20 protein-coding genes are annotated in these 25,652 nt (G+C 63.4%); 10 read left to right on the top strand and 10 right to left on the bottom strand.

All coding sequences use genetic code 11. The features are described 5' to 3' along the window. Positions 1-33: 33 nt before the first annotated feature. Positions 34-1,446 carry a discoidin domain-containing protein gene (locus C7H84_RS00355; RefSeq protein ID WP_121856872.1) on the bottom strand — a complete coding sequence of 471 codons (1,413 nt, stop codon included), beginning with the start codon at positions 1,444-1,446 and terminating at the stop codon, positions 34-36. A gap of 321 nt (positions 1,447-1,767) precedes the next feature. Between C7H84_RS00355 and C7H84_RS00350 the strand changes: the two genes are divergently transcribed. Together C7H84_RS00350 and C7H84_RS00345 are read left to right on the top strand one after the other, a co-directional pair. After that, entirely contained in the window at positions 1,768-3,189 is a 1,422-nt protein-coding gene (locus C7H84_RS00350; protein WP_121856871.1) for a PLP-dependent aminotransferase family protein, read from the top strand. Positions 3,190-3,196: 7 nt separating this feature from the next. Beyond that, complete coding sequence (locus C7H84_RS00345) at positions 3,197-4,054, top strand: ATP-dependent serine protease (RefSeq protein WP_121856870.1); 858 nt, start codon at positions 3,197-3,199, stop codon at positions 4,052-4,054. A gap of 116 nt (positions 4,055-4,170) precedes the next feature. Here C7H84_RS00345 and fdhA read toward each other — a convergent pair whose 3' ends face one another. Both fdhA and C7H84_RS00330 read right to left on the bottom strand, forming a co-directional pair. After that, positions 4,171-5,367: a formaldehyde dehydrogenase, glutathione-independent gene (gene fdhA / locus C7H84_RS00340; protein WP_098551258.1), complete on the bottom strand. Its 1,197-nt coding sequence runs from the start codon at positions 5,365-5,367 to the stop codon at positions 4,171-4,173. A 313-nt stretch (positions 5,368-5,680) separates the two neighbouring features. Beyond that, the gene (locus tag C7H84_RS00330; protein WP_121856869.1) at positions 5,681-5,932 is read right to left on the bottom strand and encodes a hypothetical protein; all 252 of its coding nucleotides are present in this window, start codon (positions 5,930-5,932) and stop codon (positions 5,681-5,683) included. Between the two features lie 460 nt (positions 5,933-6,392). Here C7H84_RS00330 and C7H84_RS36125 point away from each other — a divergent pair, with 460 nt between their 5' ends. From C7H84_RS36125 to C7H84_RS00310, 6 genes are all read left to right on the top strand, one after another. Then, positions 6,393-6,566: a hypothetical protein gene (locus C7H84_RS36125; protein ID WP_162999177.1), complete on the top strand. Its 174-nt coding sequence runs from the start codon at positions 6,393-6,395 to the stop codon at positions 6,564-6,566. Between the two features lie 108 nt (positions 6,567-6,674). Next, complete coding sequence (locus C7H84_RS00325) at positions 6,675-7,988, top strand: radical SAM protein (protein ID WP_121856868.1); 1,314 nt, start codon at positions 6,675-6,677, stop codon at positions 7,986-7,988. A 103-nt stretch (positions 7,989-8,091) separates the two neighbouring features. Continuing rightward, on the top strand, positions 8,092-9,219 hold the full coding sequence (locus tag C7H84_RS36120) for a hypothetical protein (protein ID WP_162999176.1): 1,128 nt from the start codon (positions 8,092-8,094) through the stop codon (positions 9,217-9,219). 13 nt (positions 9,220-9,232) lie between these two features. Continuing rightward, on the top strand, positions 9,233-10,510 hold the full coding sequence (locus C7H84_RS00320) for an HlyD family efflux transporter periplasmic adaptor subunit (protein ID WP_121857863.1): 1,278 nt from the start codon (positions 9,233-9,235) through the stop codon (positions 10,508-10,510). A gap of 15 nt (positions 10,511-10,525) precedes the next feature. After that, on the top strand, positions 10,526-12,700 hold the full coding sequence (locus tag C7H84_RS00315; RefSeq protein ID WP_121856867.1) for a peptidase domain-containing ABC transporter: 2,175 nt from the start codon (positions 10,526-10,528) through the stop codon (positions 12,698-12,700). After that, positions 12,697-14,139 carry a TolC family protein gene (locus C7H84_RS00310; protein WP_121856866.1) on the top strand — a complete coding sequence of 481 codons (1,443 nt, stop codon included), beginning with the start codon at positions 12,697-12,699 and terminating at the stop codon, positions 14,137-14,139. The genes C7H84_RS00315 and C7H84_RS00310 overlap by 4 nt, the downstream gene beginning before the upstream one ends. A 250-nt stretch (positions 14,140-14,389) precedes the next feature. Here C7H84_RS00310 and C7H84_RS00305 read toward each other — a convergent pair whose 3' ends face one another. The 7 genes from C7H84_RS00305 to C7H84_RS00275 form a co-directional block, all read right to left on the bottom strand. Continuing rightward, positions 14,390-15,580, bottom strand: a complete 1,191-nt coding sequence (locus C7H84_RS00305) for an efflux RND transporter periplasmic adaptor subunit (RefSeq protein WP_121856865.1) — start codon at positions 15,578-15,580, stop codon at positions 14,390-14,392. Continuing rightward, a complete protein-coding gene (locus tag C7H84_RS00300) occupies positions 15,580-17,430 on the bottom strand; it encodes an efflux transporter outer membrane subunit (protein WP_121856864.1) in 1,851 nt (616 codons plus the stop codon). The genes C7H84_RS00305 and C7H84_RS00300 overlap by 1 nt, the downstream gene beginning before the upstream one ends. 8 nt (positions 17,431-17,438) lie before the next feature. Continuing rightward, complete coding sequence (locus tag C7H84_RS00295; RefSeq protein WP_121856863.1) at positions 17,439-18,377, bottom strand: glycosyltransferase family 2 protein; 939 nt, start codon at positions 18,375-18,377, stop codon at positions 17,439-17,441. A 10-nt stretch (positions 18,378-18,387) separates the two neighbouring features. Beyond that, positions 18,388-19,980 carry a DHA2 family efflux MFS transporter permease subunit gene (locus tag C7H84_RS00290; RefSeq protein ID WP_162999175.1) on the bottom strand — a complete coding sequence of 531 codons (1,593 nt, stop codon included), beginning with the start codon at positions 19,978-19,980 and terminating at the stop codon, positions 18,388-18,390. Continuing rightward, complete coding sequence (locus C7H84_RS00285) at positions 19,977-21,260, bottom strand: nucleotide disphospho-sugar-binding domain-containing protein (protein ID WP_121856862.1); 1,284 nt, start codon at positions 21,258-21,260, stop codon at positions 19,977-19,979. The genes C7H84_RS00290 and C7H84_RS00285 overlap by 4 nt, the downstream gene beginning before the upstream one ends. 17 nt (positions 21,261-21,277) lie before the next feature. After that, positions 21,278-21,847 carry an isoprenylcysteine carboxylmethyltransferase family protein gene (locus C7H84_RS00280; RefSeq protein WP_121856861.1) on the bottom strand — a complete coding sequence of 190 codons (570 nt, stop codon included), beginning with the start codon at positions 21,845-21,847 and terminating at the stop codon, positions 21,278-21,280. Positions 21,848-21,914: 67 nt separating this feature from the next. Continuing rightward, complete coding sequence (locus C7H84_RS00275; RefSeq protein WP_121856860.1) at positions 21,915-22,817, bottom strand: alpha/beta hydrolase; 903 nt, start codon at positions 22,815-22,817, stop codon at positions 21,915-21,917. A 730-nt stretch (positions 22,818-23,547) separates the two neighbouring features. Here C7H84_RS00275 and betI point away from each other — a divergent pair. Beyond that, the gene (betI, locus tag C7H84_RS00270) at positions 23,548-24,132 is read left to right on the top strand and encodes a transcriptional regulator BetI (protein WP_121856859.1); all 585 of its coding nucleotides are present in this window, start codon (positions 23,548-23,550) and stop codon (positions 24,130-24,132) included. 32 nt (positions 24,133-24,164) lie between these two features. Beyond that, complete coding sequence (betB, locus tag C7H84_RS00265; RefSeq protein WP_121856858.1) at positions 24,165-25,634, top strand: betaine-aldehyde dehydrogenase; 1,470 nt, start codon at positions 24,165-24,167, stop codon at positions 25,632-25,634. The last annotated feature ends 18 nt before the right edge of the window (positions 25,635-25,652 follow it).

Below are 25,652 nucleotides of genomic sequence, written 5' to 3'. Positions count from 1 at the left end.
GGCGACCTTCGAGGTCGCCTTTTTCTTGGGTGCTTACGATCCCCAGACCTGCATCTCGTCGAGCGAATACCCCCACTGCGTCGCGCGCTTCGTGCCGAGCATCCGCACGTAGCGCCCCTGCGCGTTCAGGTTCGGCAGCGTGACGTGACCGTACGACACGCCGTTGTTCGTCGAGTAGACCGTGGTCCATGTCGCGTTGTCGTTCGACGTCTGGATCTGGTAGACGAGCGCGCCCGCGTCCCAGTAGAGATCGACGCTGCTGATCTTCTTCACGGCGCCGAGATCGACGGAGAGCCACTGCGGATCGACGCCGGTACCTTCAGGCGAATCCCAGCGCGTGCTGGTCGTGTTGCCGTCGAACGCCTTGTCCGCCGTCAGCGTTGCGTTGTAGCTCGCCGATGCGCTGGCCGGACGCCCTTGCGACAGCAGCGTCGGCTGCGCGGCAGCCGGGCCGCCGTAGTAGCTCGAGCCGAGCTTCGCCTTGGTCGTATCCGCGTTCACGCCGAACTGCGACAGGCTCCAGCGCTGGCCGGTCGTCACATCGCCGACGTAGAGCTGGTAGCCGCCCGCCGTCGTCGACGAGAAGAACACGTAGTTCGTGCCGGTCACCGGTGCCGGATCCGAGTTGTTGCTGATGCAGTCGTTGATCGGCAGCGCATTCGGCGTCGATGCGGGATCTGCGGTCTTCGCATAGATCTGATCGGCGCCGCCCGTGTCCTTCCAGCGCGCGTAGAACACCATGCCGTCGCCGCGCACGATCGGATAGTAGGTCTGCAACCCGGCCGGATGATCGAACGTGGCGGTCTGGCCGGTCGCGATCGTGCGCTTCATCAGCCCCATGTTCGCGCCGGTGCCGGTCGCGTAATACACGGCGCTCGCGTCGGGCGCGAGGAACGGCATCGAGTATTCCGCGCCGGCCGGTGCGTTGGTCAGGCTCACGACCGACGTGAACACCGGGCCCGCGCTCGTGTACGACAGCGTGCCCTGCTTCACGTCGCCGTTCTGCTTGAACACGAGCGTCTTGCCGTCGCTGCTGAACTTCGGATCCTCGTTGCGCGTCGCGCCCGTGCTGTTCGTCAGGTTGACGGGCGGCGTGCCGGCGCCGAGTTGCAGCATGAACACGTTCCATGCGCCGTTGCTGATACCCATGAACGCGAGCCACTTGCCGTCGGGGCTGAACACGCCGTTCATCGGGTCAGTGATGCCCCACGTGCTCTTGCTCAGCTGCGTGAGCGTACGCGCAGAAAAATCGTACAGGAACAACTGGCTCGTGCCGTCGCCGTACGTGACGTAGCTGTGATAGACGAGTTTGCCGGTGAGTGCGGCGGGGAACGATGCGTTGGACTGAGTCGGGGGATTGCTGACGCAGGCTGCTGCTGCGGTACCGCTGAACATGCTGAGGGTGACGCCGGCCACGAGGCTCGCGGCCAAAAACTTCGATTTCACGCTGGTTGCTTCCGGATAAAGGTGAAGACGCCGCAGACAAGGCTCCGCGCACGGTGCGCGGTGTCACTGATCCGGTTGGACTCCGTATCGATCAGGCATCGGGAATGAAGCTTGCGCACGGAGCAGGAACAAAGCTTGCGCAGGCTTCGGGAATGAAACTTGCGCAGCATGCCCGTTCGCTTGTCTGATGAAAAGACTCAGATTGTTCAGATAGTTTGCGGATCAGCGAAGAGGCAGCGGTGTTTGGGGGGCGGGATTGAACCCGGCGGAGGCCGTGCTACTCTTTTTTTAGCGACGGCCGCGGTCGGCCGGAGGGCAGGCATGAAGCGATACGCGGAGCTTGCACAGACGATTGCCGACGCGATTCGTCGCGGCGACCTGGCGGCAGGTGCACGCATCCCTACGGTGCGTTCGGCATGCCGTGCTTACCGTGTAAGTCCTTCCACCGTTTTTCGCGCGTACTACACGCTCGAAAGCGAGGGCCTGATCACCGCGCGCGCCCGTTCCGGTTATTTCGTTTCGAACCTTCATGACAAGCGCCTGCGCGCTGCCCCCGACGTGCCGCGCCAACCGGGCGCATCGCAGACCGGCGACGACGGTACGCTGTTCCAGTTGGTCGACTCGCTCAAGCGCGACGACATCGTGCCGCTCGGCTCCGCGTTCGCCAGCTATTCGTTGTTTCCGATGAGCAGCCTGTGGCGATACATGGCGGCGGCGGCCCGCGGCATGGACCGCGCGAAACTGCTGGCCGGCTTGCCGCCGGGCCATGAAGCGCTGCGCCGCCAGATTGCGTTGCGCTACCTGAATGCGGGCGCGTCGTTGCCGATGGACGAGATCGTCATCACGACCGGTGCCGCCGAAGCGCTGACGCTGTGCCTGCAGGCGCTCACGCGCCCCGGCGACATCGTCGCGATCGAACGCCCTGCGTTCCCTGCAGCGCTGCAGGCCGTGCAGCAGCTGCATCTGACCGCCGTCGAAATCCCCGTCGATCCGCGCACCGGCCTCGATCTCGATGCACTCGCCGAAGCGCTCGACTCGCATCCGGTGCGCGCGTGCTGGTTCATGACCTCATTCCACAACCCGACCGGCGCGACACTGTCGGACGAGCGCAAGCGCGCGCTGATCGAGCTGCTCGCGTCGCGCCAGGTGCCGCTGATCGAGGACGACGTATTCGGCGAACTGCATTTCGGCCCGACCCCGACGCGCCCCGCGAAGCTGTACGACGACAGCGGGCTCGTGCTCCATTGCAGCTCGTTCTCGAAGTGCCTCGCGCCCGGCTTCCGGATCGGCTGGGTCGCGGCCGGACGCTATGCGAAGCAGATCCGGGCCGTGAAGAACGCGAGCGCGCCGGCCGCCGACGTGCCCGCGCAGCTGGCCCTCTGCAGCTACTTGCGCAACGGCGGGTACGACCGCTTCCTGCGCAGGCTCCGGCGCAACCTGGCCGCGCACCAGGCGCAGATGCTGGCCGCCGTGCGCGCGTACTTTCCGCCCGACACGCAGGTGTACGCCCCGCGCGGCGGGTATTTCCTGTGGATTGAATTGCCGCCACACGTGGACGCGATGCAGTTGTTCAGCGAAGCGCTGGAGCACGGCGTGAGCGTCGCGCCCGGGCCGATCTTTTCTGCGACCGGCGCCTTTCACCGTTACGTCCGGCTGAACTATGGCCGGCCGTGGACCCCAGCCGTCGAGAACGCGATGCAGACCATCGGGATGCTCGTGGGGCGGCAACGACAGACGAGGTAGCAACACCATGCGAGTCCTGCTCAGTCAGAGAGTCCGCCCGCGCGATACGCTGCGCGGCGTACTGAACCAGCGTGTGGAGTCGCGCGATGCCATCAGCCAGCGCTGCCGGCAATGCGGCTTCATGGCGTTCCGCGCCACCGAGCAGTGCCCCGTCTGCGGGCTGGGCGACTGGCCGTTCATGCGATTGGACAACCGATCCGGCGAGGCACGGTCATCGCATGCCGCCCATCCGCCGCACTCGGAGCAGCCCGTTCCGAACTGGTCGTCGCGCATCGCGGCCGCGGTACGCGGCGCGGCGATCCGGCGGCCGCGCCCATCGAGCGCGCCGCTGCTCAGCATTCTTACCGTCGTGCTGCTGGTCGGCGGCTATGTGACGTTCGACCGGACGTGCCGGTCGGATCCCGTCTGTCGCGGACAAGGCGCGCCGGGCCCGGCGACGATCGACGCCGGCGTGCATCCGGTCAACGCACCGACGGTGGGGGTCGCGCCCGCGCAGGCCTACGCGCTCCAGCGGAGCGACGCACCGACGGCGCCGGTCGTACGCGCGCCGGCCGACGCACTTCAGCCGAGCGACGACACGCAGGTCGCGGTCGCAGCCGCGCAACCGCGCGACACCGATACGGGCACGAGCCGGCGCGCGAGCGGGCGCGCAACCGGAGGACACGCGACGACGACGCTCGCACGGCACGCGCCGCCCGCGCGCGAACCGGCCAGCGCGCGCAGCGGCATTCGCGTGGCCGACTGGAAAGGCGGAGTGCCGGCCCGGCGCCCGCATGCGGTCCGCCGCGTGAGCGCGCATGCGCATCACGGGCGCCGGGCTGCCGCGACCGAGACTCAATTGGCCGACCTCTATCGCGGGCACTGAGCGCGCGCAGGAATTCGGCGCGATCCCGCTGATCGCGCTGCGCGTCGCGGATGCCCACAGAAAAAACGGGCGGCGCCGTTTCCGGTGCCGCCCGCTGCTTGCGTGCCGTTCGTGCGTCAGGCCGCGAGCAACCCGTGCGGATCGATCACGAATTTGCGCGGTGCGCCGCCATCGAACTTCTTGTAGCCTTCCGGCGCCTGATCGAGCGAGATCACCTCGACGTTGACGATCTTCGCGATCGGCAGACGGTCGAACAGGATGGCCTGCATCAGGTTGCGGTTGTACTTCAGCACCGGCGTCTGGCCCGTGAAGAACGAGTGCGACTTCGCCCAGCCGAGGCCGAAGCGGATGCTCAGGCTGCCGTGCTGCGCGGCCTTGTCCTTCGCGCCCGGATCGTCCGTCACGTACAGGCCCGGGATGCCGATCGCGCCGGCCGGGCGCGTGATTTCCATCAGCGAGTTCAGCACCGTCGCGGGTGCTTCCTCGGAATGGCCCGACGAACCGTGGCCGTGCGCCTCGAAGCCGACGCAGTCGACCGCGCAGTCGATCTCCGGCACGCCGAGGATCTGTTCGATCTGCTCGCCGAGCGACGCATCCTTCGACAGGTCGACCGTCTCGAAGCCCATCGCCCGCGCGTGCGCGAGGCGTTCCGCGTTCATGTCGCCGACGATCGTCACCGCCGCGCCGAGCAGGCGCGCCGATGCGGCCGCCGCCATCCCGACCGGGCCCGCGCCCGCGATGTAGACCGTCGAGCCCGGCTTCACGCCCGCGCTCACCGCGCCGTGATAACCGGTCGGCAGAATGTCGGACAGGCAGGTCAGGTCGCGGATCTTCGCCATAGCCTGGTCGCGATCCGGGAATTTCAGCAGGTTGAAGTCGGCGTACGGCACGAGCACGTATTCGGCCTGGCCGCCGATCCAGCCGCCCATGTCGACGTAGCCGTATGCGCCGCCGGCACGCGACGGGTTCACGTTCAGGCAGACGCCCGTATGCGTGTCCTTGCACATCGCGCAGCGGCCGCACGCGACGTTGAACGGCACCGACACGAGATCGCCGAGCTTCAGCGTCTCGACGTCGCGGCCCACTTCGACCACTTCGCCCGTGATCTCGTGACCGAGCACGAGACCGACCGGGGCGGTCGTGCGGCCGCGCACCATATGTTGATCGGAACCGCAGATGTTCGTGCTGACCACTTTCAGGATCACGCCGTGGCCGATCGCGCGGCCGGTCGGATCGACCATCTTCGGATAATCGATCTTCTGGACCTCGACCTGGCCCGGCCCAAGATAGACGACACCTCGATTGCTGCTCATCGTATTGTCTCCATGTCTCGTTTGATCGCGTCGCGCTGCGTCGGCGGATGCGGACACGCACGCAACGTGCTGTTCGAGATTAGTCCCGGAGGCGGGGGCGTCGATGTCTCAAACCCGACATGCGTTTGATCGGCGCCGACATCGATGGCGGAAATGCGAAAGTTGGGTGGGCGGGACAGTGGCAAAAACGGGAAGGCTTGCTGAGCGGCGCGGCGGCCTTTAGGTGCCGGGCGTGGCTCCGGGGCTCGCGTTCCAGGCCAATCGTCGCGATCGGCCGCCCGGCCGGCCCAATTCCCGTTACTCGCGCTGATTCTCACCGATGACTGTCCCGAGTGGCGTCCCGGTGCGCGTACCAACCATCGCGCGACCGACCGTCCGCCCCGAGCGGACGCACAACCAGATCGCGGAAATCGATCGCAATCTCGACCGGCACGCGCTGCACGACCTTGATCTGGTTGCTGGCCGATCGTTTATTGACCGACACGACGATCGTCGCGCTTCGGTTCCGGAGTGCGAGCGCGAACTGTGCGGCCGCCTGCACGACGGCCCGGCTCTGGTCGACCACATGGCGGACTCGGATGTTCCATTCGCATTGTCTGCGGTAGTGAACACGGCGACTACCACATCGTCACATTCAATTTATGCAACACCGCCTTTCATAATTACAACCGCCGACCCAATACCATTCCGAATATTCGGAAAATATTTTGAGTATTTTCCCATTCACCATGCGGCCTGACCAAGTCAACTGACATTCAATTGGGAGCCGCCCCGCGTCGACCAGTCAATTTCGAGATTATATTATCTCATATATATCCGTTAATTCCATAAAAAAACTCTTGACCTCAATGAAATTGAAATGCTAACGTAAGGAACCGTCTTATAAATGATATTGCACCTTAATTGCACATCTCTTTATTGACGGGAAACAAGGCGGGCGGTGACAATCCTCGTTCTTGATGTGCGCGCAACGGATTGATTCCGCCTGAAGTCGTGTGAATTTTTCATAGATAAAAGGTAATCCAATGGATCTGCATGCTTTCAAAAATGAAATGATGGTTGGTGCGCAGCAAGTAGAACGCGAGGCTCCCGTCGAGCTCGATTCCGAATTGCTTGCCCTGGTCGGGGGTGGCGCCTCATCGCAAGCCAATTCTCGCGGTTGGTTCGCCAACGCCACCTGGTCGAAAGCTTGGCGATAATCGACATCCCGTTACCCCATTAGGGTAACGTCTTGCGCGATACGCCTTGCGGCGTATCGCCACCAATCGTGACTGCACCATGCGGTACCGATATATTCGTCGATAACGATGTTTATTTCGTTTTCTACGAAATCCCATGTCACATCACTGCTGGCACGAAAGCTTGCACCACGCAACGACGCATCTTTGGGACATCAATTCTGGACCGAGTCCACGCTTTTAAAAATCAGCAAAGAAATGAAAAACATAGACAAAATAAACAGACTGGAAGTAATACTCAAGGTTACCGAGCGATGCAATATCGACTGCACTTACTGCTACTACTTCAATGGCAGCAACCATGACTACACAAGTCAACCTCCTTATCTGAACATCGACACAGCAAAATCTCTTGCCGGCTATTTGCGGGATGCAACCCGCGCGCATTCGATTGATGAAATACAAATCGATCTGCACGGCGGGGAACCTCTTTTGATGAAAAAGTCGCGAATGAGCGACATGCTCGAAATATTCAGAAACAGCATCTCTGACCAAACCGATCTAAGGATCAGCATTCAGACAAATGCAACATTGCTTGATGAAGAATGGCTTTCCATCTTCGCCAAATACAATGTCTCCGTAGGCGTCAGTTTAGACGGCCCTCCGCGGGAAAACGATCTTCACAGAGTCGACAAAAAAGGAAATGGCACTCACTCCGCAGTTTCGAAGGCAATCGCAATGCTGATAGAAAAAAACAAAACGTGTGAAGGGGTATTTGCGGGGGTTATTTGTGTGATAAATCCAGATTTTGATGGCAGCAAGACATATCGACACTTCGTAGACGATCTGGGAATTGAAAGAATCCACTTCTTGAAGCCCAATCAAACCAGGGATGCAGCCGATATCAAACTGACCGAGGGAACCAGTAAATTTTTACTGGACACACTAAGTGAATGGATCAACGATAGCGACCGAAATATCTATGTAAGACAGTTTACCGATCCTCTAAAACGCATTTGTGCCTCCGATGCATCGGAATCACCTCCGCACCGGTTTGTCGCTATGACGGTCCGGGCAAATGGCGAGATCGCCGTCGACGATGATTTTCGCAATACCCTACCATCTCTTTTCAATCTTGGATTGAATGTTTCGAATAGCACATTGGCAGATTTCATCAACCACCCCAAAGTGGCAGATTTTCATCGGGCCTGCGATGAAGTACCACCATTTTGCTCGCAGTGCGGGGCAAAGGGAATCTGCCAAAGCGGAGCCGGCCTTGGAGAATCCGTTCTCCACAGATACAGCTTCATCAACAAATTTCGCAATGCAAGTCTATTTTGCACAAGTCATCAGGCTGTCATCATTGAATTGGGGAAGTTTGCGCTTTCACACGGCATGCCCTGGGCGACAATCGAGGAAAACATGACCGGGAATCGAATTTAAAAGCACACCACCAATTGCCTCGAATCCAGCCCACATTAAATTACAAAGCTCAATATCTGAGACCGACTCCCCTTTTCTCCAAACACGTCCATATGGCGGCGACATGTACTCCAATCAATCAAATAACATGGCAATAAAAATATTCATAACCATCTTTCTTTCGTTGCCGATTTTAACCCACGGTCAAAATACGAACATCAATGGCCGCCCTCACTCCATCACTCCAAGAGTTGATTTTACAGTCCCAACAGGGATATCTTCTGTATTTCCATTCTCCGGTAGTGAAATCACCATGCCCGAGGGACAGAAGATCCGCTATTACTCGTCCGACATATCGAAAAAGGACAAGCCATTAGTGATTTTTTTACCGGGTAGCGGATGCACAGGAGCGTTTCCTGCACTGCCTGACGAAGGGCACTCGATGGGACCGGAAGGGTTTGCCCTGCAGTTTAGAGAAAAAGCCCGCCTGATTGTCTTTGAGAATCCAGGTATCGATGAGCGCTTTTCCCGCGAAACAAACTCTGAATGTTCATCGGAATTCAAAAAGATGGCCAATATGCAAGATCGCCTGAATGCACTAAAAGCCGCCATTGATGACATGCGAGATCGTGGATGGATCAATCGCCAACCGCTCATGGTAGTCGCCGGCTCCGAAGGAGTTTCTATCGCATCACGCTTGGCAAAATCAACGAGTGAAGTATCCCATCTTCTGTTAATTTCCGGATTCGGAATTGGACAAACCTTGTCGACGATTCATGCCGCGTTAACTTATTGGGGAAACTGGAGCTTTGCGCCAGAAACCGGATCAAATAATTATCTTGACCGTTTACAGTCTACATTGACGAGTTGGGAGCATGCGCACCGGGGTTTAGGGCAAGAGTCAAACCGGACAATTGCAGGATACGATGGAACCTATTGGCAAACAATTGGCAAGGCATCGCCGGCAGAAGACGTGCTTGCATCCAAGGCGCAGCTTTACCTGGTTCAAGGAGGACGCGATCAAAGCGCGTCTGCAATTGACTATGAGGCCGGGATTGCATACCTCGTGGCACATGATCGCCCTTTTGTAACAGAATATTTTCCATGCGGCGACCATTTCTTGGCGTGCCCAGACGACCAAGGAGAGCCTAAAAATCTTCAAGGAATCATCGAGCGTGGTATGGAATGGTTCTTGACCGCACGAGTGCAAAGCATTTTTGCGGCGTCGTTCAATCCTTCACCGTCAAAGTAGTTTGTCAACCAACGTGGCAAGCGATACCAAACAATCGCCGTTTCGGCCAGACGCTCTCGCGGCACAGCGTGGATCGACACTTGGGAAGATCCTCCTGGTGCGCCCCGTTTCGTTTACCGTACTCGCATTCACCATGGCTTTCATGGCAGTCGGTGTGGCTTTACTGTTTACGTTCGGTAGCTACACACGGCGCACTACGGTCGAGGGCGTGATCGTACCCGATACAGGTCTCATCAAGGTTTATGCACAGCATTCGGGCGTCGTGCTGCGCAAGGCCGTGACCGAGGGTCAGCATGTGACGCGCGGGACGGTGCTTTATTCTATTTCTGCCGATCTACAGAGCGCCGCCGAGGGTCGTACGCAGGCGGCATTGATCGAACAAGCGCACCAACGCCAGAATTTACTGCGGCAGGAAATAGACAAGACACGCTTGCTCCAGCGGGACGAACGCGACACCTTGCAAGCAAAGTTTGCCAGCCTGCGTGCGGACGTCACGCGTCTCGACGCTCAGCTCGCGACTCAGCACGAACGCGCGTCGATTGCTGCCGACGGGGTGGCCCGCTATCGCCGTTTGCTTGCCCAGGACTATATCTCGACCGATCAATTGCAGCAGCGGCAGGCCGACATGCTTGATCAGCAGTCGAAACTTCTCGGCTTGCAGCGCGAGCGTACCAACGTGATCCAAGTGCTCAAGGAAACCGCCAACGATCTCGCTGGCCTCGCACTCAAACAACAGAATCAACTCTCGCAGATCAGCCGGAGCCTGATCGACGTCAGGCAGTCGATGATCGCGAGCGAAGCTCAGCGTGAATTTTTCGTCACCGCGCCCGAACCCGGCCTAGCGACTGCCGTAATCGCAGAACCCGGCCAAATGATCGATAGCGCAAGTCCGGCCGCAAGCATCGTACCGGATGGTGCCCGTTGGCAAGTCCACCTATTCGTGCCAAGCGCAGCCGTCGGCTTCGTACACCCTGGAGATCCCGTACGGATTCGTTACCGGGCCTATCCCTATCAGAAATTCGGTCAGTACCACGCGCGCGTATCGTCGATTGCGCGCACCGCCCTATCCGTTGGCGAACTGTCGACAAGCGGCATACAGGCTATCGACGCTCGCGGCGGTGGTGCGTTTTACCGCGTCACTGCCTCACTCGACGTACAAACAGTAACGGTATACGGCAAGCCGCAACCGCTGCAATCCGGCGTGGCCCTTCAGGCCGACATATTGCAGGAACGCCGGCGCTTGTTTGAATGGGTTCTCGAGCCGCTCTACAGCGTCACCGGCAAACTCTGATTCCGTTGTCTACCTATGTCAATTCTCGACCGTCTCTCGCTCGATATCGGCCGCAAATTGCCGATGCTGCTGCAAACCGAAGCGACCGAATGCGGGCTCGCGTGCCTCGCGATGATCGCCGGATACCACGGCCATCATGTAGATGTCGCAACACTTCGCAGTCGCTTTCCAGTATCCCTCAAAGGCACGGATCTCTCCCGCGTGGTAGACATCGCGCAGCGACTTGATCTCGGCGCCCGCGCACTGAAACTTGATCTCGACCAGCTCGCCAAACTGCGCGTACCGTGCATCCTGCATTGGAACTTCAACCATTTCGTCGTGTTGAAGGGAGTAAGTGGCCGAAGCGCAGTGATCCACGATCCCGCACAAGGCATCCGCACGCTTCCGCTCGACGTAGTATCGCGCTCGTTCACCGGCGTCGCGCTGGAGCTGTGGCCAACAAGTTGCTTCGAGCCGCGTAAAGCGGCGCCTGCCGTCAGGCTACGCACGCTAGTTGGACCGGTGACGGGCATTTCGCGCTCGCTTGGCCAGATACTGATACTTGCTCTCGCGCTCGAAGTATTCGCGCTCGTGCACCCTTTCTTCTTGCAGTGGGTCATCGATGAGGTAATTGTCAGCGCAGACCGAGACCTGCTCACCGTACTCGCGCTCGGCTTCGGCCTGCTGCTTCTGATGCAGCAGGCGACGAGCGCAATCCGCGCGTGGGTACTGATGTATTTCGGCACGACACTCAACGTACAGTGGCGCGCAAACATGTTCACGCAACTGCTGAGCCTGCCTGTACGCTACTTCGAGCGGCGCCATCTCGGCGACGTCATGTCTCGATTCGGGTCGATCGATACGATTCAGCAGACGCTCACCACGTCTTTCCTGAGTGCGGTGATCGACGGCTTGATGACAATCGTCACACTCGCGATGATGTTCGTCTACAGCAGCACGCTTGGCCTCGTCGCGATCGTCACGATGGCCCTGTACGCACTACTGCGATGGCTCTCGTATCGCCCGCTGCGTCATGCAACGGAAGAACAAATCGTGCGGGCCGCCAAGCAGGAGAGTCATTTTCTCGAGACGATACGCGGCGTAAAGACGATCAAGCTGTTCAACCGTCAGAATGAGCGCCGTGCAAGCTGGTTGTCGATGCTTGTTGAGCAAGTCAATGCCGGCCTGCATATACAGAAGCTGCAATTGTTATACCAACAGGTCAACGGACTCTTGTTCGGCATCGAGGGCATCATTATCGTCTGGCTCGGAGCACGGATGGTAATGGACGGTCAGTTTACAGTCGGCGTGCTGATGGCGTTCAACGCATACAAGGGCCAGTTCGACAGCCGAGTCGCGAGCCTCATTGACAAATACGTCGAAGTCAAAATGCTGCAATTGCAAGGCGAGCGACTGGCTGACATCGTGTTCGAACAACGCGAACCCGATGCAAGTCCGCGCCACGTGCCAGGCAAAACGGACAAATTGGCCGCCAGCATCGAATTCGACGCGATCGGCTTCCGTTATGCGGATGGCGAACCGGCGATACTCGACGGTGTGTCGCTTACGATCGCTTCGGGCGAATCAGTTGCGCTCGTCGGGGCATCAGGTTGCGGCAAGACGACGCTCGTCAATGTGCTGCTCGGGGTACTCAAACCGACGACCGGAAAGGTGTGGATCGGCGGCGTCGACGTCGACCGGATCGGCCTTGACCGGCTACGCGCGCTCGTCGGTACCGTATTACAGGATGACATGCTTTTCGCCGGTTCTATCGCCGATAACATCAGCTTCTTCGATCCGGACTCGAACGCACAGTGGATCGCCGAGTGCGCGCAACTCGCTGCCGTACACGAGGACATTGTCGCTATGCCAATGGGCTATGACACGTTGGTCGGCGATATGGGCACCGTGCTGTCGGGCGGGCAGAAGCAGCGGGTGCTGCTCGCGCGCGCGCTCTACAAGCGGCCGAAGATCCTCGTGCTCGACGAAGCCACAAGCCATCTCGACCTGCAGCGCGAGCAGCAGGTCAACTCGGCAGTGGACGCATTGCGAATGACCCGTGTAATCGTCGCGCATCGGCCTGAAACCATTGCATCGGCCAAACGTGTCGTAATGTTGAAAAACGGGCGAATCGTGCTCGACCAGCCTGTAACAGGTATTCCAGACGCGAGCACCCGTGCACCTGACTTCGCGGAACAGGTCCGCAAATGAAATACTGCCTGCTGCTCACTGCATCTGCCATAGCGCTGGTTGGTCATCATCGAGCCGACGCACAAGTGCTCGATGTGTTCGACACACGTGGTGACGTGTCGGAAGCGCCTGCCTCGCCCTTACTTCACGGTATGTCGTGTCGCGCCCTGCCAGCCGGGCGCCCATTCGAACTCGAGGACGCGATCATCCAGGCGATCTGCATAAACCCGCGCGTGCGCCAAGCGTGGAGCGAAGTGAGGGAGCAGGCGGCCGCGCTCGGCGTCGTCGGTGCCGCATACCTGCCCACGCTAAGCGCGACCGCGGGTATTGAACGCGACACTTTATCCACTACCTACGACTACAGTGCGCTCGGCTCGGATTCGATCAGCCAGTCGCAGAACGCATCTAGCAAGTACAGAATGCTGAATTTGAGTTGGGTACTGTTCGACTTCGGCAAGCGTAGCGCTACACATCGGCAAGTGCGCGCGTTGCTAGCCGCCGCGAATGCAACGCAAAACAACACACTGCAGACCGTGATCTTCAACACGGCACAGGCGTTCTACGCGTTGCACGACATGCAGGCGTCGCTCGCTGCCGCACAGCGCAGCGAGTCAATCGCGAGTGAAAGCCTCTCGGAAGCGAGCGCGAAGCACACGGCGGGCGCCGGCACTCTAGCTGACGAACTACAGGCGCGTACGAGCTATCGTCGTGCGATGCTCGATCGCGTCAGCGCAGAAGGTGACGTGCACAGAGCAACGGGCAGGCTCGCCGTCGCAATGGGGCTTGACGCAAATACCGCGATGCAGATCGCGTCGCCGGAGCGCGATCCGGATGCGCAGGCCGCGATCGCTACCGGCATCGATCAATTGATCAACGAAGCAAAGCAGTTTCAACCCAAACTCGCCGCCGCCAGCGCAATGCTTGATGCCGCCCGTGCAAATATCGACGCCGCCCGTGCGCTGGGTCGTCCAACCATCTCGCTGGTTGCGAGCCTGACACAAAACAATCCGTCGTATCAACAGCAGCCGCAGTCGATCCCTGTAACACGCAGCCGTAGCAGCATGATTGGCGTGCAGTTGACGATTCCCTTGTTTGAAGGCTTTGCGTCTGGCTATCGCACCGAGCAGGCACAGGCGCAGGCCGATGCACGGGAGGCGGCGCTTCGCGACGCCGAACTGGAAGTGTCACTTGACGTGTGGCAGAGCTATCACGGCGTGCAGACCAATGCAGCCAACCTCGCCAACTCGCGGGACTTGCTCAACGACGCAGAACGAGCGCTCGATATCGCACGAGGCCGCTACAGGGAAGGCGTCGGAACGTTCACGGAACTGTTGAATGCACAGGTGGCACTCGCCGATGCGGAAAAGCAGAGGGTCTCTGCCGTATCAAAATGGCGAACGGCTCGCCTCAAGCTCGCGGCGAGCCTTGGTAGGCTGACATTAGAGGATAAAAGTCCTTAACAATTTCCAATCCTCCCGTCAACCCACATTGGCGATGGAGATATTTGGCCCGAAAAATTTAAAACCTCACAGAATGGGACGCATCTTCCTGCTCGCCGTATCGTTCGGATGAGATCGGCGCCGACATCGATGGCGGAAACACGAAAATCGGGGCGGGAAAGAGGCTGGAGGGCGGCAACGTGCAAGGCAGGAACACGCAGACACGGAGCCCGGCGGGGTGACGCGATCAGTCGCGCCGGTCGATCGCGTACTACCCGCCCTGATTCTCGCGAACGATCGCAGCAGCAGCCGCTTCCGCGTCGCTCGCCACGCCGTCGTGCATACGCGTGCTGACACCCGGCGTCGGCGGCTCGCTGTCGAGCGCATGGCCGTCGCGGTTGCGCGTGTCGACCGTCGCGCGCATCGACAACCCGACGCGCAGCGGATGCGCGGCCAGATCGCCGGGCTCGATCGCGATCACGACCGGCACGCGCTGCACGACCTTGATCCAGTTGCCGGCCGCGTTCTGCGACGGCAGCATCGAGAACGCGCTGCCGGTGCCTGCCGAGAAGCCCTGCACGCGACCGCGATAGACGACGCGCGAGCCGTACAGGTCCGACACCACGTCGACCGGCTGGCCGACCCGCATGTGACGGATCTGCCCTTCCTTGAAGTTCGCTTCGATCCACAGCCGGTTCAGCTGCACGATCGACATCAGCGGCACGCCGGGCCCGACCTGCTGTCCGACCTGCACCGAGCGCTGGCCGATCGTGCCGTCGACGGGCGCGACGATCGTCGTGCGCTTCAGGTTCCGGTACGCGAGCTTGAACTGCGCGGCCGCCTGCACGACCGCCGGGCTCTGATCGATCGGCAGCTTGCTGCCGAGCGCGCGCGCGGCATCGAGCTGCGCCTGTGCGGCCGCGAGGTTCGCCTGCGCGCCGGCGACGGCCGCCCGAGCGCGCGCCAGTTCTTCCGGCGCGACGATCTCGACCGACGCGCCCGAACGCGCGGCGAGCGCGCGCTGCGCGAGCGCCAAGTCGGCCTGGCGCGCGGTCACGGCCGCCACGTACATCGTGTTCGAGATCCTCGCGTTCGCGACCTGCCGCACGGCCTGCACGAGCTGCGCCTGCGCCTGCGCGAACGCGACGGACGCTTCGGTGTCGTCGAGCCGCACGAGCGTCTGCCCGGCGCGCACGGCCTGCGTATCGGCGACCAGCACGTCGGTCACGGCGCCCGGGATCTGCGCAGCAACCTGCACGATGCTGCCGGCGACGTACGCGTCGTCGGTGTCCTCGTAATAGCGGTCGCGCAACAGCCAGAACGCGATCCAGACGAGCGCGGCGAACGCCACGACCGCGAAGAACAGCATGAAACGCTTGCGGCGCGTCGCGCGGCGCGCGTCGAGTGCCGGGTCGTTCAGGGCGGCCGGCTGCGCGGCGGTATGGAGATTGTCGTGGTGCATCAGTCGCTTTGCGTAACGATCAAACGGTCATGCCGGAACATCGGGATCGCGGCAGCGCGTGCGTCGGCGGCGACGGTGGGCACCGCGCTGCGCGCGCCGGTGCTGGTGCCGGTGCCGGCGCTCACGCTTGCGGAATCGGCCGTCGCAGTGCGCGATGTCACACGCACGATCGGCGGGTCGCTGGGTGCGGCTCGCGGCACGACGCCGTTACCGGCCGCCGCCCCCGTCGCGCGATGCGCTTCCGCGCTCGCGTTCGTCGCGTTGCGGGCAACGGTGTTCGCCGGCACGCCGCGCTTCGTCCGGGTGGCTTGCGCGGTACGCGCAACGGGCGCCGACGCTGAAGCCGATCCGATCGTTGCGCCCGCATCGAATCCGCCGCCCAGTGCGCCAACCAGCCCGACGCGCAGCGTTCGCTGCCGGCCGAGCAACGCGATCAGCTGCGCGCGCTCGTCGATCAGCGTGAGATCCGCGACGTCGACGTCCTTCTGCATCAGCACGCCGCGACGATGGCGGTCGGCAGCGATCTGCACGATCTTCTGCGCGGCGGCAACGGCGTCCTGCTGCTGCGCGACGAGCGTCTGCGCGGTCTGCAGCGACGTGACGATCTGGGCGACCTGCCCGAGCGCATCGTCGACGGTCTTGTTGTACAACCCGATCGCGACGTCGGCCTGCGCGACGTCCGCACCGAGCTTCGCCTTCAGCCGGCCGCGATCGAAAATCGGCAGCGAGATGGCCGGGCCGACGGAGCCGGCCAGTGCGTCGCGCGAGAACAGCGATGCGGGCGTCAACGCAAACACGCCGCCGAGCGCGACGAGGTTCACGTCCGGATAGAACTGCGCGCGGGTCGAATCGGCATTCGCGAACGCGGCTTCGACGCGCAATCGCGCGGCGACGATGTCGGGCCGGCGGCCGAGCAGATCGGCTGGCAACCGCGCCGGCAGCGCGCCACCGGAGAACGCGCCGACGCGCGGCCGCTGCAAAGTGAGGCCGCGTTCGGGCCCGCGGCCGGACAGCACGCCGAGCTGCAATTGCGCGAGCTTGATCTGTTCGGCGTTCAGCGCGATCTGTTCGAGCAGGCGGCTGCGCTTGATCGACGCGTCGCTCGCGTCGTAAGCGTTGTCGAGGCCGCGCGCGGTGCGCTCGCGCAGCACGGCCGTCACGCGCTGGCTGATGTTCAGCTTCTGCTGCAGCAGGTCGCGCGCTGCGTACGCCTGGTCGAGCTGGCAGTACACGGTGACGATCGCGACGGCGAGCGTGAGCCGCACCTGCTCGGCCTCGACGCCCGCCGCATCACGCAGCGACATCAGGCTCTTCGTCGCCGCGCGGTTCTTGCCCCACAGGTCGAGCTGGTAGTTCAGCCCGACGAACACCGACGACGGCGACACGACCGGATCGCCGAAGATCTCCACCGGCACGCGATATCCGCCGGCCGTCACGTCGGCGATGTCGCCCGGCTTCGGCATCCGCGCGCGGCTGACCGTCGCGCCGGCCGTGCCGGTCAGCCCCGTCAGCGCATCGAATTGCTGCAGCTGCGACTGCGCGATCCGCAGCCGCGCCTGTGCGACCTGCAGATCGGGATTGTGCTGCGATGCCTCCGCGACCAACTCGTCGAGCTGCGGATCCTGCAGTTGCTTCACCCAGTCGGGCGCGGGCCATGCGCCCTCCGCGCCCGGCCCGGCGGTACGGGCGAGCGCATCGCCGGCCGGTGCGCGCAGCGACAGCGACGGCAGGAACCCTGACGGCACGCAGCCGCCCAGCGCCAGCAGCGCGGCCGTCGCGACGATCGTCCAGCCAGCTTGTCCGCGATGCGTCGGTCGTCCCGGTCGCGCCGTCTTCGTGATGCGCTCCATCGCCGCCCTCACCCCTGCTGCGCGCGCTGCGCGCGCGCGGCCAGACGCGGCCGCGTGCGCTCGAGCGGACCGAGCCGGCCGAACAGGCCGTCCGCGATGCCGAACAGGATGGCGGCGAGCTTGTCGCGCTTGTCGCGCTCGACGAGCGCAATCTGCACGACCTGCCACACGGTCAGCAGGTTCGGCACGACCGCCACCGGAAATCGCAACCCGTACTGCATGCCGAGCTGCACCGCATTGCGCGCGCTGTAGTAGCGCCGTTGCCACGAATGATTCATCGACGTCATTTCGAAAGGGCCGAACGCGTGACGCTGCTTCGCGCCGATCCGGTGCGGCAGCACCAGCGACGGCACGACATAGAGCGGCACGTTGCGCGCGAGCGCGCGGAAGCTGTACTCGGTGTCGACGTGATCGATGAAGAGCGTCTCGTCGAAGCGGCCGAGCACGTCGAACGCGTCGCGCGACACGACGCAGCCCGACGAAATCAGGAATGCGCAGCGCTGCATCGGCGTGCCCGGCTCGATGCGCAGGCGGCGCAAGCCGATGCCGTTCGTCGCGAGCTCGGGCAGGAAGCTGCGCGCGTTCTCGTCGAAGATGCGCGGGCCGGCGAGGAATGCGCGCCCGGCGAGCCCCGCGCAGACATCGCGCATCGTCGGGAAATACGCGGCCGGCACCGACGAATCCTGGTCGAACAGCGCGACCGCATCGGCGCCGTCACGAAACAGCGCGGCGAGCCCCGCGTTGTACGCGCCCGCGATCCCGCCGCGATTGCCGTGATGCAGCAGCGCGATGCCGTCGCGTGTACACAGCTCGCGGGCCCGCGCATCGGGCTGCGGCGTGTTGTCGACGACGAGCAGCGCGTCGCACGCATGCCGCCACGCGTCGAGCGCCGCGAGCTGCGCGTCGGTCGGGTGATACAGGATCACGAGTGCGCCGAGTGTCGTCATGCCGTTCTCCTCAATGTCCGAACGAAGCGGCCGCGCCGCGCTTGGGCCGCGTGAGCCACATCATCGCGGCGAGCACGACGCAAGTCATGCTTGCCATCCAGAACATGTCGCCCGTCGCCATCATGTACGCCTGCTGCATCACGACCTGGTGCAGCGTCGACAGCTCGCGCACGCCGTCCACGCCCATCGCGTTCAGCGTATGCACGAAGCGCTGCGTATTCGCCGATGCGTGCGTGACCGATTGCGACACGACGTCGTAGTGATAGGTCGCGCGGTTGTCCCACAGCGTCACGCTCATCGCGGTGCCGAATGCGGCGGACAGCGTGCGCAGGAAATTCGACAGGCTCGACGCGGCAGCGAGCCGGTCGTCCGGAATGCGCGACAGCGTCGCGGCCGTGAGCGGAATGAAGAAGCACGGCAGTCCGATCCCCTGGATCAGCCCCGGCGCGGCGATCTGCGCGAACGTCATGTTCAGCGTGAAATGCGCGTCCCACGCGAGCACGGCCGCGAACACGACGAAGCCGAACGTCGCGAGCACGCGCGCGTCGAAGCGGTGCGCATGCAGGCCGACGAGGATCGAGAACACGAGCGCGAGCACGCCGAGCGACGCGGTGGCAAGCCCCGCATGGAACGCGTTGTAGCCCATCACCGCCTGCATCCACAGCGGAAACACGACGCCCACCACCGAGAAGCTCATCATCCCGAGCGAGATGATCAGTACACAGAACGAGAACGTGCGGTCGCGAAACAGGCTCAGGTCGACGACCGGATGAGCCTCGCCGGCCTCCCAGATCAGCAGCGACACGATCGCGAGCGCCGCGACCACCGCGAGCGTGACGATCAGCGGCGAACCGAACCAGCCCTTGTCGTGACCGAGATCGAGCATCGCCTGCAGCGAGCCGACGCCGATCACGAGCAGCACGATGCCCGGAACGTCGATCGGGCCGGCCTCGCCGCGCTGCGCATCGGGGCGCAGCATCGCGGTGCACACCGCGAACGAGAACAGCCCGATCGGCAGGTTGATCAGGAAGATCCACGGCCACGAGAAGCTGTCGACGATCCAGCCGCCGACCACCGGCCCGAAGATCGGCGCGAGCAACACCGTCATCGCCCATAGCGCGAGCGCGACGGTGCGCTTGTCGGGCGGGAACGTGCGCAACAGGATCGTCTGCGACAGCGGCACCATCGGTCCCGAGCACAGCCCCTGCAGCGCGCGGCAGATCACCAGCACGTGCAGGTCGCGCGCGAGCCCGCACAGCAGCGACGTCAGCGTGAACAGCAGCACCGCGCCGACGAACAGCCGCAGCTCGCCGACGCGCCGCGCGAGCCAGCCGGTCAGCGGCACGGCGATCGCGGCCGCGACCGAATACGAGCTGATCACCCACGTCCCCTGGCTGTTCGACACGCCGAGACTGCCGGAGATCGCCGGCACCGCGACGTTCGTCACGGTCGAATCGAGCACTTCGATGAAGGTGGCGAGCGACAGCGCGAACGTCAGCAGCGCAAGCCGCGCGCCGCGCACCGGCTGTGTGGCGGCGGGCACGGGTACGGATGCGTTCGCATCAAAGGCGGGCGTGTCCTGAAGCGGTGATGCGGTGCTCATGTGCCCGCCGTCGCGACGTGAGCCGGCGTGGGTGCGCGTCCGCGCTTCGGCACGAAGCGCTCGATGTAGTCGGCGGCCGTCTCGCAACCGTCCGGAGCAGCGTGAATCAGCGCACGCGTGCGTTCCGCATGCACCGCGAACTCGGGTTCGTCCAGCACGCGCGCGAGCGCCGCGCCGAGCCGCGCACCGTTGACCGGCCCATCGACACGCACGCCGGCCCCACTCGCCGCGACGCGCTGCGCATTGTCGAACTGGTCGTGCGCGAACGGCGTCACCACCTGCGGAATCCCGGCTTCGAACGCGAGCGCCGCGGTGCCGATCCCGCCATGATGCACGAGCGCGCGGCAGCGCGGCAGCAGCGTGCGCATCGGCACGAAGCGACGCACCAGCAGTCGATCGCTGTCCGGTGCTGCATCGTGCGGGCTCAGCAGGATGCCGCGCGCGCCGGTGGCGCGCAGTGCGTGCACAACCGCATCCGCATACGCGGCGTGATCGACGCGCGTCGAGCCGGCCGTGAACACCACGGGCGGCTCGCCGGCCGGGAGAAACTCGTCGAGCGCACGATCGTCGTCGGGTCCCGCGATGTCGTTGAAGAGCGGAAAGCCGCTTTGCAGAAAATGCGTCGGCCAGTCGCGCTGCGGCGGCGCGAACCAGTCGGGAAACAGGCACAGCACGCCGTCGGTCGAATGCAGCCAGCGGCCGAGCACGCGCTGCGCCGGCGCGAGCCCCAGATCGCGGCGCACCGCATTGAGCGCCGGCCCGCACACGCGGTCGAGCACCTGCCGCTCGATCAGCGTCATCAACGCTGCCTTCACCGGCAGCGGCCAGCGCGCGGGAATCGTCAGGCGCGGGTGCGTCGGCGGCACATGCGCGGACAGCAGCGTCGACGGCGACACCTGCACCGATACGTACGGCGTGCCGTGCAGCTCCTGCATGAAGCGCGCGGAAAACGCCCACAGCGTGCCGACCAGCACCGTGTCGCGATCGGTCAGTGCGCGCAGCGCGTCGTAATGCGGGCGCAGCACCGGCGCGATCACCTGCCACAGCGTGCGGAACGACGTGCGCGGGTCCCACAGCGCCGGGTTCGCCATCGCGGCGTCGTACTCGGCCGCGGTGCCGACCGGCACGAACGCGAATCCGCAGCGGCGCGCGGCCGCCTCGAACGGCGCATGCGTGCAGAACACGATCTCGTGGCCGCGCGTCGCCAGCGCCCGCGCGACGCCGAGCAGCGGATGCACGTCGCCCGCCGAGCCGATCGCGGTCACGATCACCTTCGCCATCGCGCGCCTCGCGGGAGTCAGTAGAAGCCGGGGATCAGCGCCGCGACCTCGCGGCGGTACTGCGCGTATGCCTGCCCGAAATGGCCGGTGAGCCAGCTTTCCTCGACGCGCACCTTGTACGCGAGCGATGCGAACACGAGCGCGACGCCGAGCGCGCCGCGCCACTCGTCGCCGATCAGCGCGGCGCCGGCCAGCGCGATCAGGCAGCCGGTGTAGATCGGATGACGCACGAGGCCATACGGACCGGTGCGGACGAGTTCGTGGTTTTCCTTCAGCGTGACCGACACACTCCAGTTCGTGCCGAGATGCAGCCGCGCCCACACCGAGAACAGCAGCCCCGCGACCAGCACCGCGAGCCCGCATTGCGTCTGCAGGCCGAAGCGCTGCCAGTCGGGCACGAGCGCCTGCCACGACGGGTCGGGCAGGATGATCAGCGCGCCGCCGACGATCAGCGGAATCGACTGCAGCGTGCGCGAGCGCGACGCCTCCTTGCGCACGGTCGTTTTCACGCCCTGCGACGTTGCGATCCAGTAGGCGAGCCACGCGGCCCACGGAACGACGATGGCGATGGTCTGAACGATATTCACGGCTGGCCTGCCTCGTGTGGATGGGAATTCGGATGCGCGCGGTATGCGCGGTGCGCGGTCGGCTGCGTCAGGACGACATCGCCGGCATCGGTGCGGACCCGCGCGCATGCGCGGCGCCGAGCGCGATGCCCGCGGCGACGGGCGGCGCGTCGCAGAAGAAGTCGAGCAGCGCCGCACGCGTGGTGTCGCGCTGCGCGCGGCCCTCGATGTCGAGGAAATGGCCGGCGTCGGGAATCGTCGCGAAGCGCGCGCGCGGCACGTGGGCGGCCAGTTGGCGCACGTCGGCCGGCGTCGTGTATTCGTCGCGCTCGCCGTTCAGGAACAGCAGCTCGCAGCGGATATTCGAGAACTCGCTCAGGTAACGCTCGGGCTGCAGCGACAGGATCTGGTCGACGTGGAACGCGACCTGGTCCTGCTCGTCGCGCGGCAGGCGCGTCAGGTAGCGGTAGTTGTACAGCTTCATGATGCGCGGCAGGTAGCGGCCGACCGTATCGTTCAGCAATTGCGCGGCCTTCAGGTTTTCGCCGGCGGCGATGTGGTCGCGGGCGCGCGTCACGTAATCGACCATCGCGTCGTTCAGGAACGGCGAGAACGAGCAGATCGCCGCGCGCCGCACGCTCGGGCAGCCGCGCGCGAGCGCGAACAGCGACGCCACGCCGCCCCACGACACCGACACGAGGAACGCCGGCGCGAAGCGCTCGACCAGATACTGGAGGATCGCGGCCTCGTCGTCCTTGGTCAGGATCGAGCAGCCCGGGTTGTGCTGGCGCGACTGCCCCGCGTACGGCAGGTCGAAACAGATCGTGTTCATCCGCTCGCCGAGATACTGGACGGTCTGCCCGAACGATGCAGTCGTCGCGAGCGCGCCGTTCACGAGCATCGCCGTGTCGAACGACGGATCGAACACGTTCCGCTCGACGTAGATCTTCAGACCATTCGGCAGCGGGACTACGTGTTTTTCGGTCGGCATCGTCATTCTCCGGTTGATGCGGCGTCTCGGCGTCGCGGCGTCGCGGCATGCTGCAGGTGCGCAATGGCTGGCGCCGGCCGTGTCGCGATCGTCGATCGCGGCCATTGCCGACGCACCGCGACAAACCTCCGCGGCGCCGATTCTTTCTTTCTGGTGCGGCGCCATACTAATACGGGCAATATTACTTACTCAAGTCATTCCAACGATCCCCTCTACTCCACCTGGAAATACGCATGATTCAAATTTTTTCAGTGTTTTTTATGGTATGCGGATTTCAGTGAAAGGTGATGGCAATCGTTTGCGCGCACCCCTCGAAACAGGTGTCAGATCCGCCCATTTCCTTTAAATTCAAGCACATGATGCGATTGAATCGCACGATTGAAACGAATTTCCGGAAATTACCGATCTTCGCCCAGGGCTTTTCAATTTCCGGATTTCCACGAATCTCACATAGCGCGACATTCTTTCGACGTGTAATAAATCGAATCGATAAACTTTCGGGTACTTTGCTTCACTGGCCATCAAATCGTTTTAAACAAACTTCAAATTATTTAACCTTCTTTCAATCCGTTATTCCGCAACTGCACAATCGCGGCACCCACGTCGGCGGCCGTCGCTCCGCATCGCCATCCATCGTCGGACCCTGATTTTTTGTTGATTGAACGATCAATAAAAAACCGCTAAGCTCTGGACTTCCAGTGAACGGCCCGTCCGGGCGAAGGGAGTCGCGATGCCGAAAGTCGGAATGCGGGAGATTCGTCGCGCCCAGTTGATCGACGCGACGCTGCGCTCGATCGACGAGGCCGGCCTGCCCGGCACGACGCTCGCATCGGTCGCGCAGCGCGCGAACATCTCGACGGGCATCGTCAGCCACTACTTCGGCGACAAGGACGGCCTGCTCGAAGCCACGATGCGCCACGTGCTGCGCGATCTGTGGACCGCCACCACGCGGCGCCGCGTCGCCGCCCGCAAGGACCCGCGCTCGCGGCTGCGCGCGATCGTCGCCGCGAACTTCGACGACACGCAGGTCAGCGCGCCGGTGATGAAGACCTGGCTCGCGTTCTGGTCGCAGAGCATGCACGACGCGATGCTCAAGCGCCTGCAGCACGTCAACACGCGGCGCCTCCATTCGAACCTGTGCGCCGAATTCGCGAAGGCGCTGCCGCGTGCGAAGGCACGCGAAGCCGCCAGCGGCCTCGCCGCGCTGATCGACGGCCTGTGGCTGCGCGGTGCGCTCGCCGGCGGCCCGATCGACACCCGGGCTGCAACGAAGCTCGCCCACGATTACATCGACCTGCTGCTCGCGTCCGAATGACGCGACACGCACTCGCCCTCAAGGAGATCCTCATGTCCGTATACGGTTTGCAGCGCCTCTACATCGGCGGCGGTTACGTCGACGCCACCAGCGGCAAGACTTTCGACACCTTCGATCCCGCCACCGGCGAACTGCTCGCGCAGGTGCAGCAGGCGAGCGCGGCCGACGTCGACCGCGCGATCGCATCGGCGCGGGAAGGCCAGCGCGAATGGGCGGCAATGACCACGATGCAGCGCTCGCGCATCCTGCGCCGCGCCGTCGACCTGCTGCGCGAACGCAACGACGAACTCGCGGCGATCGAGACGCGCGACACCGGCAAGCCGATCGGCGAAACGCTCGCGGTCGACATCGTCACCGGAGCGGACGTGATCGAGTACTACGCGGGTCTCGCGACCGCGATCGAAGGGCTGCAGGTGCCGCTGCGCGCCGAGTCGTTCGTCTACACGCGCCGCGAGCCGCTCGGCGTGTGCGCGGGCATCGGCGCGTGGAACTACCCGATCCAGATCGCGTGCTGGAAGACGGCGCCCGCGCTCGCGGCCGGCAACGCGATGGTGTTCAAGCCGAGCGAAGTCACGCCGCTCACCGCGCTGAAGCTCGCGGAGATCTATACGGAAGCCGGCGTGCCGGCCGGCGTGTTCAACGTCGTGCAGGGCGACGGCTCGGTCGGCGCGCTGCTCACCGGCCACCCGGACATCGCGAAAGTGTCGTTCACCGGTGGCGTCGAAACCGGCAAGAAGGTGATGTCGCTCGCCGGCGCATCGTCGCTGAAGGAGGTGACGATGGAGCTTGGCGGCAAGTCGCCGCTGATCGTGTTCGACGATGCCGACCTCGACCGCGCGGCCGACATCGCGGTGACCGCCAACTTCTTCAGCTCGGGCCAGGTCTGCACGAACGGCACGCGCGTGTTCGTGCACCGGTCGGTCAAGGACGCGTTCACGCAGAAGGTGCTCGAACGCGTGAAGCGCATCCGCGTCGGCAAGCCGACCGATGCCGACACCAATTTCGGCCCGCTCGTGTCGGCCGCGCAGCTCGACAAGGTGCTCGGCTTCATCGAGAGCGGCAAGACCGAGGGCGCGAAGCTGCTGGCGGGCGGCACGCGCCTGACCGACGGTCACTTTGGCCAGGGCCAGTACGTCGCGCCGACCGTGTTCGGCGACTGCCGCGACGACATGAAGATCGTCCGCGAAGAAATCTTCGGGCCGGTGATGAGCATCCTCGATTTCGAATCGGAGGACGAAGTGATCGCCCGCGCGAACGACACGCACTACGGCCTCGCGGCCGGCGTCGTGACCGAGAATCTGTCGCGCGCGCACCGTACGATCCATCGCCTCGAAGCCGGCATCTGCTGGATCAACACGTGGGGCGAATCGCCGGCCGAGATGCCGGTTGGCGGATACAAGCAATCCGGTGTCGGACGCGAGAACGGCATCACGACGCTCGAACACTACACTCGAATCAAGTCGGTACAGGTCGAGCTCGGCCGCTACAACCCGGTGTTTTGAGAACGAGAGGAGATACCC

This window comes from Burkholderia sp. Nafp2/4-1b, assembly GCF_003635165.1.
In the GTDB taxonomy this organism is placed as follows: Bacteria; Pseudomonadota; Gammaproteobacteria; order Burkholderiales; family Burkholderiaceae; genus Burkholderia.
The sequence above is the reverse complement of the archived record's forward strand: the minus strand, read 5'-3'. Positions and strand labels throughout refer to the sequence as shown.

What these genes read in the sequence shown, in the direction of transcription:
- C7H84_RS00350 (WP_121856871.1), top strand. Translation starts at nt 1,768, where the DNA reads ATGAAGCGATACGCGGAGCTTGCACAGACGATTGCCGACGCGATTCGT.
- C7H84_RS00345 (WP_121856870.1), top strand. Translation starts at nt 3,197, where the DNA reads ATGCGAGTCCTGCTCAGTCAGAGAGTCCGCCCGCGCGATACGCTGCGC.
- fdhA (WP_098551258.1), bottom strand. Translation starts at nt 5,367, where the DNA reads ATGAGCAGCAATCGAGGTGTCGTCTATCTTGGGCCGGGCCAGGTCGAG.
- C7H84_RS36125 (WP_162999177.1), top strand. Translation starts at nt 6,393, where the DNA reads ATGGATCTGCATGCTTTCAAAAATGAAATGATGGTTGGTGCGCAGCAA.
- C7H84_RS00325 (WP_121856868.1), top strand. Translation starts at nt 6,675, where the DNA reads ATGTTTATTTCGTTTTCTACGAAATCCCATGTCACATCACTGCTGGCA.
- C7H84_RS36120 (WP_162999176.1), top strand. Translation starts at nt 8,092, where the DNA reads ATGTACTCCAATCAATCAAATAACATGGCAATAAAAATATTCATAACC.
- C7H84_RS00315 (WP_121856867.1), top strand. Translation starts at nt 10,526, where the DNA reads ATGTCAATTCTCGACCGTCTCTCGCTCGATATCGGCCGCAAATTGCCG.
- C7H84_RS00310 (WP_121856866.1), top strand. Translation starts at nt 12,697, where the DNA reads ATGAAATACTGCCTGCTGCTCACTGCATCTGCCATAGCGCTGGTTGGT.
- C7H84_RS00305 (WP_121856865.1), bottom strand. Translation starts at nt 15,580, where the DNA reads ATGCACCACGACAATCTCCATACCGCCGCGCAGCCGGCCGCCCTGAAC.
- C7H84_RS00300 (WP_121856864.1), bottom strand. Translation starts at nt 17,430, where the DNA reads ATGGAGCGCATCACGAAGACGGCGCGACCGGGACGACCGACGCATCGC.
- C7H84_RS00295 (WP_121856863.1), bottom strand. Translation starts at nt 18,377, where the DNA reads ATGACGACACTCGGCGCACTCGTGATCCTGTATCACCCGACCGACGCG.
- C7H84_RS00290 (WP_162999175.1), bottom strand. Translation starts at nt 19,980, where the DNA reads ATGAGCACCGCATCACCGCTTCAGGACACGCCCGCCTTTGATGCGAAC.
- C7H84_RS00285 (WP_121856862.1), bottom strand. Translation starts at nt 21,260, where the DNA reads ATGGCGAAGGTGATCGTGACCGCGATCGGCTCGGCGGGCGACGTGCAT.
- C7H84_RS00275 (WP_121856860.1), bottom strand. Translation starts at nt 22,817, where the DNA reads ATGCCGACCGAAAAACACGTAGTCCCGCTGCCGAATGGTCTGAAGATC.
- betI (WP_121856859.1), top strand. Translation starts at nt 23,548, where the DNA reads ATGCCGAAAGTCGGAATGCGGGAGATTCGTCGCGCCCAGTTGATCGAC.
- betB (WP_121856858.1), top strand. Translation starts at nt 24,165, where the DNA reads ATGTCCGTATACGGTTTGCAGCGCCTCTACATCGGCGGCGGTTACGTC.